12 protein-coding genes are annotated in these 14,956 nt (G+C 64.8%); 8 read left to right on the top strand and 4 right to left on the bottom strand.

Going from position 1 to position 14,956, the window contains the following annotated elements:
* The first annotated feature begins 87 nt into the window (after window positions 1-87).
* Entirely contained in the window at window positions 88-2,835 is a 2,748-nt protein-coding gene (locus tag AC1ME3_RS12085) for a [protein-PII] uridylyltransferase (RefSeq protein ID WP_480953350.1), read from the top strand.
* A gap of 112 nt (window positions 2,836-2,947) precedes the next feature.
* On the opposite strand, the gene AC1ME3_RS12080 is transcribed toward AC1ME3_RS12085, so the two are convergent.
* The 4 genes from AC1ME3_RS12080 to AC1ME3_RS12065 all read right to left on the bottom strand — a co-directional run bounded on the left by AC1ME3_RS12080 (window position 2,948) and on the right by AC1ME3_RS12065 (window position 9,939).
* Window positions 2,948-5,860, bottom strand: coding sequence for a TonB-dependent receptor (locus AC1ME3_RS12080; protein WP_480953349.1), 2,913 nt, complete (start codon window positions 5,858-5,860; stop codon window positions 2,948-2,950).
* Between the two features lie 553 nt (window positions 5,861-6,413).
* The gene (infC, locus tag AC1ME3_RS12075) at window positions 6,414-6,944 is read right to left on the bottom strand and encodes a translation initiation factor IF-3 (protein WP_031396176.1); all 531 of its coding nucleotides are present in this window, start codon (window positions 6,942-6,944) and stop codon (window positions 6,414-6,416) included.
* 112 nt (window positions 6,945-7,056) lie between these two features.
* On the bottom strand, window positions 7,057-9,048 hold the full coding sequence (thrS, locus tag AC1ME3_RS12070; RefSeq protein WP_480953348.1) for a threonine--tRNA ligase: 1,992 nt from the start codon (window positions 9,046-9,048) through the stop codon (window positions 7,057-7,059).
* A gap of 75 nt (window positions 9,049-9,123) precedes the next feature.
* Window positions 9,124-9,939, bottom strand: coding sequence for an LD-carboxypeptidase (locus AC1ME3_RS12065; protein WP_480953347.1), 816 nt, complete (start codon window positions 9,937-9,939; stop codon window positions 9,124-9,126).
* A 52-nt stretch (window positions 9,940-9,991) separates the two neighbouring features.
* Between AC1ME3_RS12065 and AC1ME3_RS12060 the strand changes: the two genes are divergently transcribed.
* The 7 genes from AC1ME3_RS12060 (at window position 9,992) to AC1ME3_RS12030 (ending at window position 14,940) form a co-directional block, all read left to right on the top strand.
* The gene (locus tag AC1ME3_RS12060) at window positions 9,992-11,389 is read left to right on the top strand and encodes a UDP-N-acetylmuramate--L-alanine ligase (protein ID WP_480953346.1); all 1,398 of its coding nucleotides are present in this window, start codon (window positions 9,992-9,994) and stop codon (window positions 11,387-11,389) included.
* 24 nt (window positions 11,390-11,413) lie between these two features.
* A complete protein-coding gene (locus AC1ME3_RS12055) occupies window positions 11,414-11,668 on the top strand; it encodes a DUF6356 family protein (RefSeq protein ID WP_107953758.1) in 255 nt (84 codons plus the stop codon).
* A 178-nt stretch (window positions 11,669-11,846) separates the two neighbouring features.
* Complete coding sequence (locus AC1ME3_RS12050; protein WP_480953345.1) at window positions 11,847-12,251, top strand: hypothetical protein; 405 nt, start codon at window positions 11,847-11,849, stop codon at window positions 12,249-12,251.
* Window positions 12,248-12,451: a helix-turn-helix transcriptional regulator gene (locus tag AC1ME3_RS12045; RefSeq protein ID WP_480953344.1), complete on the top strand. Its 204-nt coding sequence runs from the start codon at window positions 12,248-12,250 to the stop codon at window positions 12,449-12,451. Before AC1ME3_RS12050 ends, AC1ME3_RS12045 begins: the two co-directional genes overlap by 4 nt.
* A 1-nt stretch (window position 12,452) precedes the next feature.
* Window positions 12,453-13,382, top strand: a complete 930-nt coding sequence (locus tag AC1ME3_RS12040) for an alpha/beta fold hydrolase (RefSeq protein ID WP_480953343.1) — start codon at window positions 12,453-12,455, stop codon at window positions 13,380-13,382.
* A 20-nt stretch (window positions 13,383-13,402) separates the two neighbouring features.
* Window positions 13,403-14,170: an alpha/beta hydrolase family protein gene (locus tag AC1ME3_RS12035; RefSeq protein ID WP_480953342.1), complete on the top strand. Its 768-nt coding sequence runs from the start codon at window positions 13,403-13,405 to the stop codon at window positions 14,168-14,170.
* Window positions 14,167-14,940, top strand: coding sequence for a tetratricopeptide repeat protein (locus tag AC1ME3_RS12030; RefSeq protein ID WP_480953341.1), 774 nt, complete (start codon window positions 14,167-14,169; stop codon window positions 14,938-14,940). The genes AC1ME3_RS12035 and AC1ME3_RS12030 overlap by 4 nt, the downstream gene beginning before the upstream one ends.
* Window positions 14,941-14,956: the final 16 nt, after the last annotated feature.

Raw genomic sequence — 14,956 nt, 5'->3', positions numbered from 1 at the left:
GTCCTCCACTCGCGCGTCCGGTTACGTTTCGTGGACGTTTTGCGCAATCCTGATGACGCACGCGCCCGGCGCCCCTATCTGAGCGTCATGTCCGGCCGCTTCGATCACCTCCCCAACCGTCGCACGATCATCGATCGCCGCGCCGTCGCCGAAACCATCGCCGCGTTGGAGGGTGTTGATCCGACCGCGCTGCGACGCGACGCGACCACGCTGCTGAAGGCAGCGCTCGAGAAAGGTCGGGTAGAAGTCGAACGTCGCCTCGTCGAACACCCATCGCGCGGGTTGGAAGCATCGAGTGCGCAGGCATACCTGATCGACGCGCTGCTCCGCATCCTGTTCGATTTCACGACGCAGCGGCTCTACCCCCTGCCCAATCCCACCTCGGGGGAGCGCCTCACGCTTATCGCCGTCGGCGGTTACGGCCGCGTGGAAATGGCGCCGCATTCGGACGTCGACATTGGCTTCCTGACCCCCGGCAAGCAGACGCCCTGGGCCGAGCGCGTGATCGAATCGATGCTCTACGCGTTGTGGGATCTCGGACTGAAGCTCGGCCAGTCCAGCCGCTCGCTTGACGAAATGGTTCGCCAGGCCAAGAGCGACGTCACCGTCCGCACCGCGTTGCTCGAGGCCCGCTACGTCTGTGGCGACACCGAACTGTACGAGCAGGCGTCACACCGCTTCAAGACCGAGGTCCAGGCCGACACCGCGCGCACCTTCATTGCCGACAAGCTCGCCGAACGCGACGCACGACATCGGAAGATGGGCGACACGCGCTACGTCGTCGAACCCAACGTCAAGGAGGGCAAGGGCGGCCTGCGCGATCTCCACGCGTTGTTCTGGATCGGCAAATACATCTACGACGTCCAGCGCGCCGCCGAACTGGTCGAGGTCGGACTGTTCACCAAGGCCGAATACCGCCTGTTCCACCGCGCCGACAATTTCTTCCAGGCGGTGCGCTGCCACCTTCACAGCATCACCGGCCGCGCCGAGGATAGGCTAACCTTCGACCTGCAACGCGAGATCGCCGACCGGATGCGGTTCTCGGATCGACCCGGCAAGTCGAAGGTCGAGCGCTTCATGCAGTTCTACTTCCTGCAGGCAAAAACCGTCGGCACACTCAGCGGCGTCTTCCTCGCGCATCTCGACGAGAAGTTTGCAGCGCGAGGCCGGCGTTTCGGATTGCCGACGATCCGCCGCTCACCGCGCAAGCTCAACGGCTTCGTGCTCGATCGCGGGCGGCTTGCACTGCCCAGCGACGACTTCTTCCGGGCCGATCCCAAACGCCTGATCGAGATCTTCCAGCTCGCCGACAAGCACGGCGTCGAGATCCACCCGCTCGCGATGCGCGCCGCTGCGCGGGATGCGAAGCTGGTCGACGACGTCCGCAACAGCCCGACGGCGAACGCGCTGTTCCTAGACGTGCTGACCTCGCCCCGCGATCCCGAACTCGTGCTGCGCTGGATGAACGAAGCCGGCGTGTTCGGCCGGTTCGTGCCCGATTTCGCGCGCGTCGTCGCGCAGATGCAGTTCGACATGTACCACCACTACACCGTCGACGAGCACACCATCCGCGCTATCGGCCTGCTCGCGCGGATCGAGAACGGCACGCTGAAGGAGGACCACCCGCTCGCCAGTGCGATATTCGAACAGATCGTGTCGCGGCGCGCGCTGTACGTTGCGGTGCTGCTCCACGACATCGCCAAGGGCCGCGGCGGCGATCATTCGATCCTCGGGGCGGAGGTGGCGCAACGTCTGTGCCCACGCTTCGGCCTGACGCCTGCCGAAACCGAAACCGTCGCCTGGCTGGTGCGCTGGCACCTGCTGATGTCCGCCACCGCGTTCAAGCGCGACCTGAGCGACTTCAAGACGATCCTCGATTTCTGCGACGTGGTGCAGAGCCCGGAGCGCCTCCGCCTGCTGCTCACGCTGACGATCGTCGACATCCGCGCCGTCGGGCCGGGCGTGTGGAACGGCTGGAAACGGCAGTTGCTCGGCGACCTCTACGAATCGGCCGAGGAAGTCCTTCGGTTGGGGCATAAGCAAAAGGGTCGCGCCGAGCGGATTGCGGCCAAGCAGCAGCATCTGCGGGACGCGCTAGGCTGGAGCGAGGAGTCGTTCGCGACACTCGTTCACCGGCTCCCCGAAGCCTATTGGATTGCCGAACCCGAAGACGTGTTGGCGCACAACGCCCGCTTCCTGGCGACCACGGGCGACGCGCAGCTCGCAATCGACGCACATGTCTATCCCGGGCGCGGGGCGACCTTGGTGACGATCTACGCCGCAGATCATCCGGGGCTGTTCTACCGCATCGCGGGTGCGATCCACGTTGCCGGCGGCAACATCATCGACGCGCGCATCCATACCACCCGCGACGGGATGGCCGTGGACAACTTCCTCGTGCAGGATCCGTTCGGGCGGCCGTTCGACGAGTCCGGGCAGCTCTCGCGCCTGAAGACCGCAATCGAGGACGCGCTCGCCAACCGCGGCAAGCTTGCCGACCGCCTCGTCGCGAAACCGCTTCCCCGCACGCGCGCGGAGGCGTTCGACATCGTGCCGAATGCGCTGGTCGACAACAAGGCGTCGAACCGGTTCACCGTGGTCGAGGTCAACGCGCGCGATCGGCCGGCGCTGCTGAATCAACTCGCCAATGCGCTGTTCCAGTCGAAGGTGACGATCCACTCCGCGCACGTCGCGACCTATGGCGAGCGGGCCGTGGATACCTTCTACGTCACCGACCTGACCGGCGATCGGATCACCCAGCCCGCGCGGTTGAGGACGCTGGAGCGGCGTCTGCTGGCGGCAGCGGCAGGCGAAGAGATCGATCTGGCCGCTTAGCGCGCTTCCGGTTCTCCTGCGTTCGCAGGAGAACCGGGGTTTTCACGGAGCACGAGCACGAAAAAGCCGGCCCGCAGCGAACTGCGCGCCGGCTTTTCATTCAGTCACCCGATCAGAAGCGCGAGCGCAGCGTCAGGCCGTAGGTGCGTGGCTCGGCGAGGAATGCCGAGTAGAGCGCGTTGCCGGTGCCACCATAGGCTGCGACGTTGGCCGAAGACCCGGCACCCTGGAACGGCGTGTTGAACGCGACTTGGATGTAGTTCTTGTTGAACACATTCTGTGCCCAGAACTCGAGCGCCCAAGCCTGGTCCTTGCCGCGCAGGCCAACGCGGGCATTCACCACGGCGAAGCCGTCCTGCTTCTTCTCCGGCGCCAGATCGGAACCGGTATTATAGTCCGACGACAGCCGGCTATCGACATAGATCAGCCCCGACATGCCGTTCGAGCCGAGATCCGGCGTCCAGGCGAACGACGTCGTGACGACGTTCTTGGGGGCGTTCGACAACTGGCTGCCCGGCAGCAGGAAGAGTGCGCGGTCGAGCGGCTCGCCGGTGGTCGAGCTGCCGATCAGGTTCTTGCGGAAATGGGTATCCGCATAGGTGTAGCCTGCCGTGAACGTGACCTGCTTGATCGGCGACATCGTCGCCTCCAGCTCGACGCCCTGCGAGATCACGCCCGGCTTCTTCGAACGGTTGGTCGGGCACCCTCCGGTCTGCGCACCGGTGACAGGATTGAACCCGTTGTCGCTATCGAGGCCGTTCAGATTATCCTTACAAGCTTCGATGTTCTGCACGACGAAGATCGAGCCGTTGAAGGTGTTGAGCTGGAAGTCGGTGAACTCCTCGCGGAACGCGGCGACATTAAACGTGAAGCCGCGCGTGTTGAACTTCGCCCCGAGCTCGTAATTGTTCACCTTCTCGGCGTTGAAGCGCAGGCCCGGTGCGTCGGCATTGGTCCGCGGCGTCAGCACGCCGTTTACCCCGCCGAGATCCGAACGGTCGAGGTTGTAGCCGCCCGCCTTGTAACCCTTGGCGAACGACGCGTAGGTCAGCAGCTTGGTGAACGGCTTCCACGACAGGACCGCCGTGCCGGTGAACTCGCCGTCGCCGAAGCTGTCGTTGAGGCTGAGCGCGTTCAACGCCGGGCTGGAGTTGCCGGTGCAGGTCAACGTCACGATGCCCTGTGCGAACGCCGTGGCGCCGCTCTGCGACTGCGTGAGGGGAGCGAGAGCCGCCTGCTGGATCGGGCAGACCGTGTTGTTGTTGTTGAACTTCGCGTTGAACTTCTTCGTTTCGTGCGTGTAGCGAAGACCGCCGGTCAGCGACAACGTGTCGGTCAGATGCAGGATGTTGTGTGTGAAGAACGCGTAGTTCTCGCTCTTCTGGCGATAGATCGAGCCGGAGTCGCCGACGTTGTTGACCCCGCCACCGAGACCGACCCCACCGGTCAAGCGATCGAGCGCCGACGTGATCAGGCCGCCAGCCGGGCCAAAGGCGCCGGCAATTGTCGCGCGTCCGGCCGCGCTCATGCAGCCTGGGTTGTTCTGGTTCTGCAGCACGGCATTCGGGCTGACCGTTGCAACGAGGCGGCAGGCAGCAAACTGCCCGTATTGCGCGCCGAAGACGACGTTATCGACCAGCTTCAGTTTCTCGTTCGAGTAGAAGCCGCCGACCAGCCAGTCGAGCTTGTCGTTGAACAGCGAACCTTGGAGGCGCGCTTCCTGCGTGAAGGTCTTGAACTGGCGGTAGGCATTGCCATCCGCCGCGCGGTGCGTGAGATCGACATTGGTATAGTCGACATCGCCCGCATTGCCCGACTTGTACTGGCGATACGCGGTGATCGACGTCAACGTCGCGCCACCAAGATCCCAGTCGGCTTGCAGCGAGCCGCCGTAATCCTTGGTGGTATTCCGGAAGGTCTGACCGGGCGTGATCGCGACGTCGCGGCTGAACGGATCCGGCGTGTTGCCGGCCAGCGGGAACACCGCACCCTGGCGACGCAGGATGTCAACGATGCGGTTCGTCGTGTTGTTCGTGACTGCGCCATCGGCGTTGACCGTGGCGAAGAACGGCGCGACGCCCGCTGCGTTCGGGGTGGGATCGGTCGTCTCGACCTGGTTGTAATAGACCGCGCCGCAGCAGCTTTCCTTGCGATGCGAATAGTCGCCGATCAGGCGGAAGCTCAGGGTATCGGTCGGCTTGAACAGCAACTGGCCGCGGACGAAATAGCGATCGCGGTCGTTGACGCGGCTCTCGCTGCCGTTGGCCGCCGTGACGTTCTTGTAGAAACCGTCGCGATTCACATAGACGCCGTCGACCCGGAAGGCGAGCTTGTCGGCGATCAGCGGGCCGGTGATGCCGCCCGCAAGCCGCTTCTGGTCGTAATTGCCATAAGTCGCCTCGGCGTTGCCGTGCCAGTCGAACTCGGGCGACCGTGTAATGATGTTGATCAACCCCGCCGAAGCATTACGCCCGAACAACGTACCCTGGGGGCCGCGAAGGACTTCGACCCGGTCGATCTCGCCGAGTTCGTTGAGCCCAACGCCCGTGCGGCTGCGATAGACACCGTCGATGAAGACCGCGACCGAGCTTTCGAGGCCGGGATTGTCGCCGACCGTACCGATTCCGCGAATACGCGCGGACGCGTTCGATTCGTTACCGGTCGACGAGATCAGCAACGACGGCGCAAGCTGGTTGAGAGAGCGGATGTCGCTGCCGCCCGAATTCTGCAGTGCCTCCTGACCGACTGCCGAAACCGCGATTGGCACGTTCGACAGACGCTCGGAACGGCGCGTCGCAGTGATGACGATGTCGCTGGCGTTACCCTGAATCCCGGCGTTGGCACTTGCCGCCCGCGTGGTGTCGGCGTCCGTTGCAGCGTTAGTCTGGCCCGCAACCGATGCGTTGGCGGTACCCTGCGAGGGCGACGCCTGCGCTTCGACGGTGGACGTCGCCTGTTGCGCGAATGCCGGCGTGACGATGGCCGCAGTCGCGACGGCGGACAACAGATATGCGGTCATACGCATCGGCATTCTCTCCCTGACGTGTTCGAATGTTTTCGAACTTATGGTTTGGCCGTTAGGTAGAGATATTCCAGCCTTCGCGTCTACTGATTTCCGCATACGGAAATCTATTTTTGAACATTGTGTCTCCAAACCGCCACATAGTGGCAGGCACCAAACCCTAGTTTCAAATCGCAACTGTTTCAAGGAGGGGGAGCCCAAAGAGGGCTCTAGTGATTTCGATGTCGGTCGCGTCTCGCCGGCAACGCGGGCGAGATCATTTCCACGGCGATGGCCGGCCGGGGTGGGAGAAGTCGCCGCGATGACCCCATCCGCCGCCATTCCGCATTCGCAAATTTGGAGAGCAGGCCTTGTCGAGATGGCCTGCTCCAAGCCTCTAGCCACTCCGCCGATACCCATGTCGTTGCCGTCACCAAGCTGCTGGATCGTAAGAGACGGCGGACTTGAATGTGTGAGGGCGCGCCGCAAACATGCCATACGCAAAAAAGGCCGGCCGATCCCTCGGGACCGACCAGCCTTCAAACTCACAAAATGGCAGCCTTAGGCTACTCGGCCGTTACTTCGGTGCGAGCACCATCAGCATCTGGCGACCTTCCATGCGGGGATACGCCTCGATCTTGGCGATCTCCGCGACGTCGTCCTGAACGCGCTTCAACAGGTTCATGCCGAGCTGGCCGTGGCTCAACTCACGACCGCGGAAACGCAGCGTGATCTTGACCTTGTCGCCCTCACCGATGAAGTCGTTCACCTTCTTCATCTTCGTGTCGTAGTCATGGTCGTCGATGTTCGGACGCATCTTGATCTCCTTGATCTCCTGCGTCTTCTGCGACTTGCGTGCGAGGTTCGCCTTCTTCTGCGCCTCGTACTTGAACTTGCCGACATCGAGGAACTTTGCGACGGGCGGATCGGCGTTAGGCGACACTTCGACCAGGTCGAGGCCGTGCTCGGCTGCCTGCTCGATCGCTTCGCGCGTGTACATCACGCCCAGATTCTCGCCCTCGTGATCGATCACGCGGACCTTCTGGCTCTGGATGAATTCGTTGAATCGCGGGCCGTTCATTGCGGGCGTCTGCATCGGCCGGCGCATCGTGGGAGGACGTATGGGGTTTGCTCCTGAAGTTTCTGACAATATTTGGGCCGGCTTATAGCGCAGAAACCCGCGCTCGGAAAGCCGGCCCTCCCAAGATCAATTGGCTACGTCACATATCGGGTGCGCGTGCCTCGTCCGCAAGACGCGCGATCGCTTCGTCGAGCGTCAGGATGGTCTGGGCCTGGCTGCCGAGCGTGCGGAGTGCGACCTTGCCCTCCTCGGCCTCGCGCTTGCCAACGACCAGCAGGTTCGGCACCTTCGCCAGCGAATGCTCGCGCACCTTGTAGTTGATCTTCTCGTTGCGGAGATCGGTCTCGACGCGGATCCCGGCAGCCTTCAGCTTGGCCGCAACCTCAAGCGCATAGTCGTCGGCATCCGACACGATCGTCGCGACGACCGCCTGCACCGGCGCGAGCCAAAGCGGGAAGCGGCCGGCATGATGCTCGATCAGGATGCCGATGAAGCGCTCGAACGTACCGAGAATCGCGCGGTGGAGCATGACCGGGCGATGCCGTTCGCCGTCCGCGCCCACGTACGACGCATCGAGTCGCTCGGGCAGCACGCGGTCCGACTGGATCGTGCCGACCTGCCACGTCCGGCCGATCGCGTCGGTCAGGTGGAATTCGAGCTTCGGAGCATAGAACGCGCCCTCACCCGGCAGTTCCTCGAAGTTCGCCTTGATCGTGTCGCTCAGGCCCGACTGCATCACTGCCTCGCGCAGTTCCGCCTCGGCCTTGTCCCACATCGAATCTTCGCCGAACCGCTTCTCGGGGCGCAACGCGAGCTTTACCGCGTAATTGTCGAAACCGAGGTCCTTGTAGACGCTGTCGAGCAGCTCGCAGAACTTGCGCACTTCCTCGACCAGCTGGTCCTCGCGAACGAAGATATGCGCGTCGTCCTGCGTGAACTGGCGGACGCGCATGATGCCGTGCAGCGCACCGTGCGGCTCGTTGCGGTGGCAGCAGCCGAACTCGGCCATCCGGATCGGCAGATCGCGGTACGACTTGATCCCCTGCTTGAAGATCAGGACGTGCGCGGGGCAGTTCATCGGCTTGAGCGCCATCAGGTCGCCCTCGCCCGACAGCACGGCACCCTCATCCTCGACGTTCGGGATCTCGTCGGGCACGACGAACATGTTCTCGCGGTACTTGCCCCAGTGGCCCGACTGCTCCCACTGCTTGGCGTCCATCAGCTGCGGGGTCTTGACCTCGGCATAGTCGGCAGCATCAAGACGGCGGCGCATATACGCCTCCATCTGGCGCCAGAGCACGAAGCCCTTGGGATGCCAGAACACCGAGCCCTGCGCTTCGGACTGGAGGTGGAACAGATCCATCTCCGCACCGATCTTGCGATGATCGCGCTTGGCGGCTTCCTCGAGGCGGAAGAGATGCTGGTCGAGCTGCTTCTTGTTGAGCCAGCCGGTGCCGTAGATGCGTGACAGCATCGCGTTCTTCTGGTCGCCACGCCAATACGCACCGCTGACGCGCGTCAGCTTGAAAGCGGCAGGATCGAGCTTACCGGTCGAGGCCATGTGCGGCCCGCGGCACATGTCGAGCCACTCGCCCTGGCGGTAGATCGTCAGTTCCTCGCCCTCGGGGAGTTCGGCGGCCCATTCGGCCTTGAAGCTCTCACCCTGCTGCGTCCAGCGATCGATCAACTGCTGGCGTGACCAGACCTCGCGCAGGAACGGCTCGTTCCGGGCGATGATCGCACGCATCTCGGCTTCGATCGCAGGCAGGTCCTCCTCGGTGAACGGGCGGTCCTTCGGCGCGAAGTCGTAATAGAAGCCATCGTCGGTGGCTGGGCCGAAAGTGATCTGCGTTCCGGGGAACAGGTGCTGCACCGCTTCGGCCATGACGTGCGCGAGATCGTGGCGGACGAGTTCGAGCGCGTCGGCCTCGTCGCGCGCGGTCACCAGCGCGAGTGCGGTGTCGCCCTCGAACGGCCGGTTGAGATCGCGCACCTGCCCGTCGATCCGCGCGGCGAGCGCGGCCTTGGCGAGGCCCGGCCCGATCGCGGCGGCGACATCCGCGGGGGTAGTCCCGGGCGCAACCTCGCGGACGGAACCGTCGGGCAGCGTGATTCGGAACATGGCGGACATGGAGGACTTTCTGGTGTTGGAAGAGGCGCGGCTTATGCCGTCGCCTACCCTATATAGGCAAGACGGCGTCGAACGTCACGCTACCCCGAACGGGACGACGTGGTTTGCCTGTGTGTGGCCGACCTCCGCGCGGCCGAGATACGGCACGCCCATGTCGCGGCTCCACCGCACCATCATGTAATCGAGCGTCTCGCCCCAGGGCGGATCATTATCCTGGACCGCAGTCACGGCGCCGAGGCGCAGTCCGGCGATGCCCTTCAACTGCGTGGCGTTGGCGACTTTGAAGAGCATGCGGTCGATCGCGTACATCGGTTCGGACACCTCCTCGACGATCAGGACGTGATCGGTCAGGTCGGGCAGCCAGGGCGTACCGATCAGCGAGGTGATGATGCTGAGGTTGAACGCGGCGGACGGTTGCCCGTTCAGTCCCGGCTCCAGACCCGCCCTATCACCGCGCCCCATCCAGCCGAGCGAGCGCGCGACGGTTGCCTCGCCGTCATGCCGGTTGATGTCGCTGACCATCGGCCCGTGCACCGGGCGCCCGATCCGCCGGGCATAGAGCGCGCCGAGCAGGAAGCCGACGTCGGAATAGCCGAGGTACGTCTTGTGGCGTGCGGCGCGGCCGAGTTCGGGCATGACCATCGCCAGGATGCGGTTGGAGCCATAGCCACCACGCAGGAACCAGATCGCATCGAACGCCGGATCGTTGGCGTATTCGAGGAATGCCGCCGCCCTGTGGAAATCGGAACCGGCGAAGTGGCCGTCGGTCTCCAGGCATTGCGGGTGGAAGACGAGTTCGACCTCCGGGAATGCGGTCGCCGCGTAGGCGGTGATCTTGGCGATCGCCGCGGGATTGGTCCGGCTCGACGCGGCGAGGACACCGATGCGCATTGTTCGTGTTCCCGACCTTGCCCCGTTACCAAACCGCCCATATCGCGGGCCGATGGATATCAGCAAACCCTGTTTCTTCGTCGGCATCGGCGGCAGCGGCATGATGCCGCTCGCGATGATCCTAGCGGGCCGCGGCGCGACCGTCGCGGGCTCGGATCGCAACCTCGACCAGGGCCGCGTGCCTGCGAAGTTCGACGACCTCGCGGCGAAGGGCGTCGCGCTGTTCCCGCAGGACGGCAGCGGCATCGTCTCGGCCGACCAGGTCGTCATTGCCTCGGCGGCGATCGAGCCGACCGTGCCGGACATGATTGCGGCCGACGCGCTCGGCTGCACCCGCTCGACCCGTGCGGCAATGCTGGCGTCGCTGTTCAACGACAGCCGCCTGCCGATCGGTGTCGCGGGCACGAGCGGCAAGTCGACCGTGACCGGCATGATCGGCTGGATCCTGCACGCCGTCGGGCGCGATCCGACAGTGATGAACGGCGCGGTGATGAAGAACTTTGCCACGGCTGACGCCCCGTTCGCCAGCGCGCTGGTCGGAGAGGGTGAGGCTTTCGTCAGCGAAGTGGATGAGAGCGACGGGTCGATCGCCGGCTATGCGCCGAAGATCGCGGTGCTGAACAATGTCAGCCTCGACCACAAGTCGTTGGAGGAACTGCGCGTCCTGTTCGGGGACTTCATCGCGAAGGCCGAGACGGCGGTGGTGAACGCGAACGATCCCGATGCGGCGGCACTCGCCTCTCGCCTGCCGCGGGGTCAGATCACCACCTTTGCGATTGATGCGTCGGCGGATCTACGTGCCGAGAATCTTAAGCCGGAGCCGTTCGCGATCCGCTTCGACATCGTCTCGCGCGGCGTGCGGACGCCGGTGAAACTGGCCGTGCCCGGGCGGCATAACGTGTCGAATGCGCTGGCTGCGATCGGTGCGGCGATGGCGGCGGACGTGTCGTTGGCCGATGCGGTGAAGGCGATTGCCGGGTTCACGGGGCTGCGTCGTCGCTTCGACCTCGTGGGAGAGGCCGGCGGGGTCGCCGTAATCGACGATTTCGGGCACAACCCGGACAAGATCGCCGCCACGCTCGATACGCTTCATGCGTTTCCAGGGCGGCTGCTCCTGTTCTTCCAGCCGCATGGCTATGGGCCGTTGAAGGTCATGGGGCGCGAGCTGGTCGCGACGTTCGTCGACCGGATGGCGGAGGACGACGTGCTCGTCCTGCCAGACCCCGCCTATTACGGCGGGACGGTCGCGCGGGAGGTCACCAGCGCGGACATCGTCGGGCAGATCGTCGAAGGGCGGCGGGACGCGCGGCATGTCGCGGACCGCGCAGTGGCCGCAGCGGCGCTGGTCGCGGAGGCGCGGCCGGGCGACCGGATCGTGGTGATGGGCGCGCGCGACGACACGCTGAGCGTGCTGGCGGCGGGAATGGTCGACGCCTTGGCCGCTACCTGATACAGAGCAAGCAGGAGACCGCCTATGTTCCGCCGCCTGTTCCTCGACCACCCTGCCACCGTCGGGGAGAGCTATGTCGAGCATTTCGGCGTCGCCGGACGCTTCGGCGTGACGATGATCAAGGGCGGCCTCGGCGCGCTGGTCCATGCGTTCGTGCCGGCGCTGTGCAAGACGCGGGGGAGCGACACGGTCGCCGAACTGCACCGCCAGATGGTGCTGAAGCGCGGCGCGGTCGCGGCCGACCAGACGCAGATGAAGACGGTCGAATTCATCATCTGACGATGCTTCGGAAGCCCGCCGGTTTCCAAAGGTTAGGATAAAGTCACACCCAGGACGCGTTCGCTCGCGTCTGGCAGCGATGCGTTATGACAAGCGAACCCCTCTTAGTGTAAAGCTCGGTTGACACAGCTTAGCCATAGTGACAAGCTCCCTTTACTGATTCGAAAGGGTGCTTTCCATGACCAAGGGTCCGGCGATTCGTCGCTACAATCGACGCGTCATCGTGTTGATGCTTGCCTACGCAGCGATCCTCATGATCGTCGTCTACGGTTTCAGTCGTCATCTCCTGAACGGGCCGCCGGCGTATTTCGCAGCGATCCTACCGGCGCTGCCGATCATCGGTGTGTTCGGCGCGATCGGTCGGTATTTGGTGGAAGAAACCGACGAATACGTTCGTATGCTGACGATCCGCCAGACGCTGTACGCAAGCGGCTTCGCGCTGAGTATCGCGACGATCTGGGGATTTCTCGAGGCATTCGATCTCGTCGGCCATATCGAGTCCTATTACGTCGCGGTGCTGTGGTTCGCAGGGCTCGGGTTTGGAAGTTGCATGAACGCGCTGACCAAGCCGCGCGAGGCATGAAGAACCGCCTCAAGGTGCTGCGCGCCGAGCGGGACTGGAGCCAAGGCGACCTCGCCGACCGTCTCGAAGTGTCGCGGCAGAGCGTCAACGCGATCGAGACGGGGCGCTATGATCCGTCGCTGCCGCTCGCGTTCAAGATCGCCGAGCTGTTCGAGCTCAGAATCGAAGAGATTTTCACGAGCCCGTCGAAGGAGTCATGACATGATTTCGCATCTCAAAGCCCGTCTCGCCGCTACCGCCGTGACGCTGATGATCGTCCTGCATCCCGGTGTCAGCCACGCGCAGGTTGCGACCGCCGCCGCGCCTAAGGTCGGTGCGACCGAGACGCAGATGCCGCATATCTCGGTGCAAACCATCGGCAAGGGGACACCGGTGATCCTCGTTCCGGGGCTGTCGTCGCCTCGCGCGGTGTGGGCGGGCGTCGTGCCAACCCTAGCAAAGTCGCACCGGGTGTATGTCGTACAGGTCAACGGCTTCGGCGGCGACGATCCTCGCGCGAACCTGTCGCCCGGCATCCTCGATGGGATCGTCGCCGATCTGCACACGCTGATCGCCCAGTCGAAACTCGGCAAGCCGGCGATCGTCGGGCATTCGATGGGCGGGCTGGTCGCGCTGATGCTGGCGAAGGCGCATCCGGAGGACGTCGGCAAGTTGATGATCGTCGATTCGCTGCCGTATATCGGCGAGATCTTCGCACCCGGCGCGACGGTGGCGGCGCTCGAACCGCAGGCCAGCGCGATGCGCGCCGGGATGGCCGCGGCGTACGGGAAGCCGGCGAACCCGGCGGCGAACGAGGCGCTTGCCGCGCGCATGGCACTGAAGCCGGACTCACGCACGACCGTGGCCGATTGGGCAGCGAAGGCGGATGCGCGGGTCTCGGCGCAGGCGATGTACGAAGATTTGACCACCGACTTGCGTCCCGACATGGCGTCGATCGCAGCGCAAATTACGCTGGTCTATCCTTGGAACGCGGCGGGGCCGACCAAGCCAGTCGCCGATGCGCTCTATCGGAAGGCCTACGCGACGGCACCGCACGTGACCTTCGTCGATATCGGCGATGCGGCGCATTTCGTGATGCTGGATCAGCCTGCCGCGTTCCAGGCTGCACTGGACGCCTTTCTCCGCGACTGAGGGGCGGCTAAGGTGTCGGCATGACCGATACCGCCACGCCGCCTGCACCGACGCCGCCCGCCAAGGAGCGCCCTCGCCTCGCCTATCATCATACGCCCGCAGCCGAGGGCGTGACGGGACCGACGATCGTGTTCCTGTCGGGCTATGCGTCCGACATGATGGGGACCAAGGCGGTAACGCTGGAGGCGTGGGCGAAGTCCGAGGGGCGCGCGTTCCTGCGGTTCGACTATGGTGGCTGCGGGCAGAGCGAAGGCGCGTTCGAGGACCAGACCCTGGTCGACTGGCGCGACGACGTGCTGGCGATGATCGATGCGCTGGTGGAGGACTCGGCGATCTTCGTCGGATCGTCGATGGGCGGTTGGCTGATGCTGCTGGCGGCGAAGATGCGGCCCGATCTGGTGAAGGGGCTGGTCGGCATCGCGCCGGCGCCCGACTTCACCGACTGGGGCTTTACCACCGACGAGAAGATGGCGCTGCTCAGCAACGGCCGGATCGAGCGCAAGAACCCCTATGGCCCCGAGCCGACGGTCTATACGCGCCCCTTCTGGTCGTCGGGTGAGGCCAACCGGCTGATGTTCGGCGAGATCGCGTTCGATGGTCCGGTCCGACTGGTCCAGGGGCAGCGCGATCCGGACGTGCCGTGGCACCGTACCGCGCGACTCGCCGAGCTGTTGCGTTCAGCCGACGTGCAGACGTGGCTGGTCAAGGACGGGGACCACCGCCTGTCGCGTGACAGCGACATTTCCCTCATCATCCGGGCGGTCGAGGATGTGATCGCCGCCTTATGATCCTGATAGTCTTGCTTGCTGCTGCGCAGGCCGCCGCCCCCAGTGCCACCACCGGTCCCGCCACCACCGGTCCCGTCGATGCGCAGGGCGATCGGTTCGCCCGGTGCGTCGCACTGACGCAGAGCGATCCCGCCGCCGCACGCGCCGAGGCGGGTCGCTGGCGGATCGGTGGGGGGCGATATTTTGCGCGGCAGTGTGCAGGCCTCGCTTTCGCCGCCGAAAAGAACTGGCCGTCCGCGGCCGGCGAGTTCGAGGAGGCGGCGCGGGAGGCTGAGCTCGCCAAGGATACGCGGTCCGCGAACTATTGGGCGCAGGCCGGCAATGCCTGGCTTGCATCCGGACAGCCTGCCAAGGCGCGCGTTGCGCTGGATTCGGCCTTGGCGGCGGGGTCTATGATAGGCCTGCCGCTGGGTGAGGCACAGCTCGACCATGCGCGGGCGCTGGTCGCCGCAGGTGAGCTGGATGCGGCGCGCAGCGATCTCGATCTCGCGCTGACGACCGCCGGCGACGATCCACTGGCGTGGCTGTTGTCGGCGACGCTCGCGCGGCGGATGGACAATTTGCCGCGCGCCAAGTCAGATATCGCGCAGGCCCTGAAGCGCTCGGCGGACGATGCATCGGTGCAGTTGGAGGCGGGCAACATCGCCGCGCGGTCCGGCGACGAAGCGGCGGCGCGCGAAGCGTGGGGAACCGCTGCGAGACTGGCACCGACGAGCGAGGTCGGGCGCAACGCCGTCACGGCGCTGAAGCAGTTCGACGCCGCAAAATAACAGGATGATTGGGCCA

The sequence above is a fragment of the Sphingomonas sp. BL2 genome (assembly GCF_056680015.1).
The sequence above is the reverse complement of the archived record's forward strand: the minus strand, read 5'-3'. Positions and strand labels throughout refer to the sequence as shown.

What these genes read in the sequence shown, in the direction of transcription:
- AC1ME3_RS12045 (WP_480953344.1), top strand. Translation starts at nt 12,248, where the DNA reads ATGAAGAACCGCCTCAAGGTGCTGCGCGCCGAGCGGGACTGGAGCCAA.
- AC1ME3_RS12085 (WP_480953350.1), top strand. Translation starts at nt 88, where the DNA reads ATGTCCGGCCGCTTCGATCACCTCCCCAACCGTCGCACGATCATCGAT.
- thrS (WP_480953348.1), bottom strand. Translation starts at nt 9,048, where the DNA reads ATGTCCGCCATGTTCCGAATCACGCTGCCCGACGGTTCCGTCCGCGAG.
- AC1ME3_RS12080 (WP_480953349.1), bottom strand. Translation starts at nt 5,860, where the DNA reads ATGCGTATGACCGCATATCTGTTGTCCGCCGTCGCGACTGCGGCCATC.
- AC1ME3_RS12035 (WP_480953342.1), top strand. Translation starts at nt 13,403, where the DNA reads ATGACCGATACCGCCACGCCGCCTGCACCGACGCCGCCCGCCAAGGAG.
- AC1ME3_RS12055 (WP_107953758.1), top strand. Translation starts at nt 11,414, where the DNA reads ATGTTCCGCCGCCTGTTCCTCGACCACCCTGCCACCGTCGGGGAGAGC.
- AC1ME3_RS12060 (WP_480953346.1), top strand. Translation starts at nt 9,992, where the DNA reads ATGGATATCAGCAAACCCTGTTTCTTCGTCGGCATCGGCGGCAGCGGC.
- AC1ME3_RS12065 (WP_480953347.1), bottom strand. Translation starts at nt 9,939, where the DNA reads ATGCGCATCGGTGTCCTCGCCGCGTCGAGCCGGACCAATCCCGCGGCG.
- AC1ME3_RS12030 (WP_480953341.1), top strand. Translation starts at nt 14,167, where the DNA reads ATGATCCTGATAGTCTTGCTTGCTGCTGCGCAGGCCGCCGCCCCCAGT.
- infC (WP_031396176.1), bottom strand. Translation starts at nt 6,944, where the DNA reads ATGCGCCGGCCGATGCAGACGCCCGCAATGAACGGCCCGCGATTCAAC.
- AC1ME3_RS12040 (WP_480953343.1), top strand. Translation starts at nt 12,453, where the DNA reads ATGATTTCGCATCTCAAAGCCCGTCTCGCCGCTACCGCCGTGACGCTG.
- AC1ME3_RS12050 (WP_480953345.1), top strand. Translation starts at nt 11,847, where the DNA reads ATGACCAAGGGTCCGGCGATTCGTCGCTACAATCGACGCGTCATCGTG.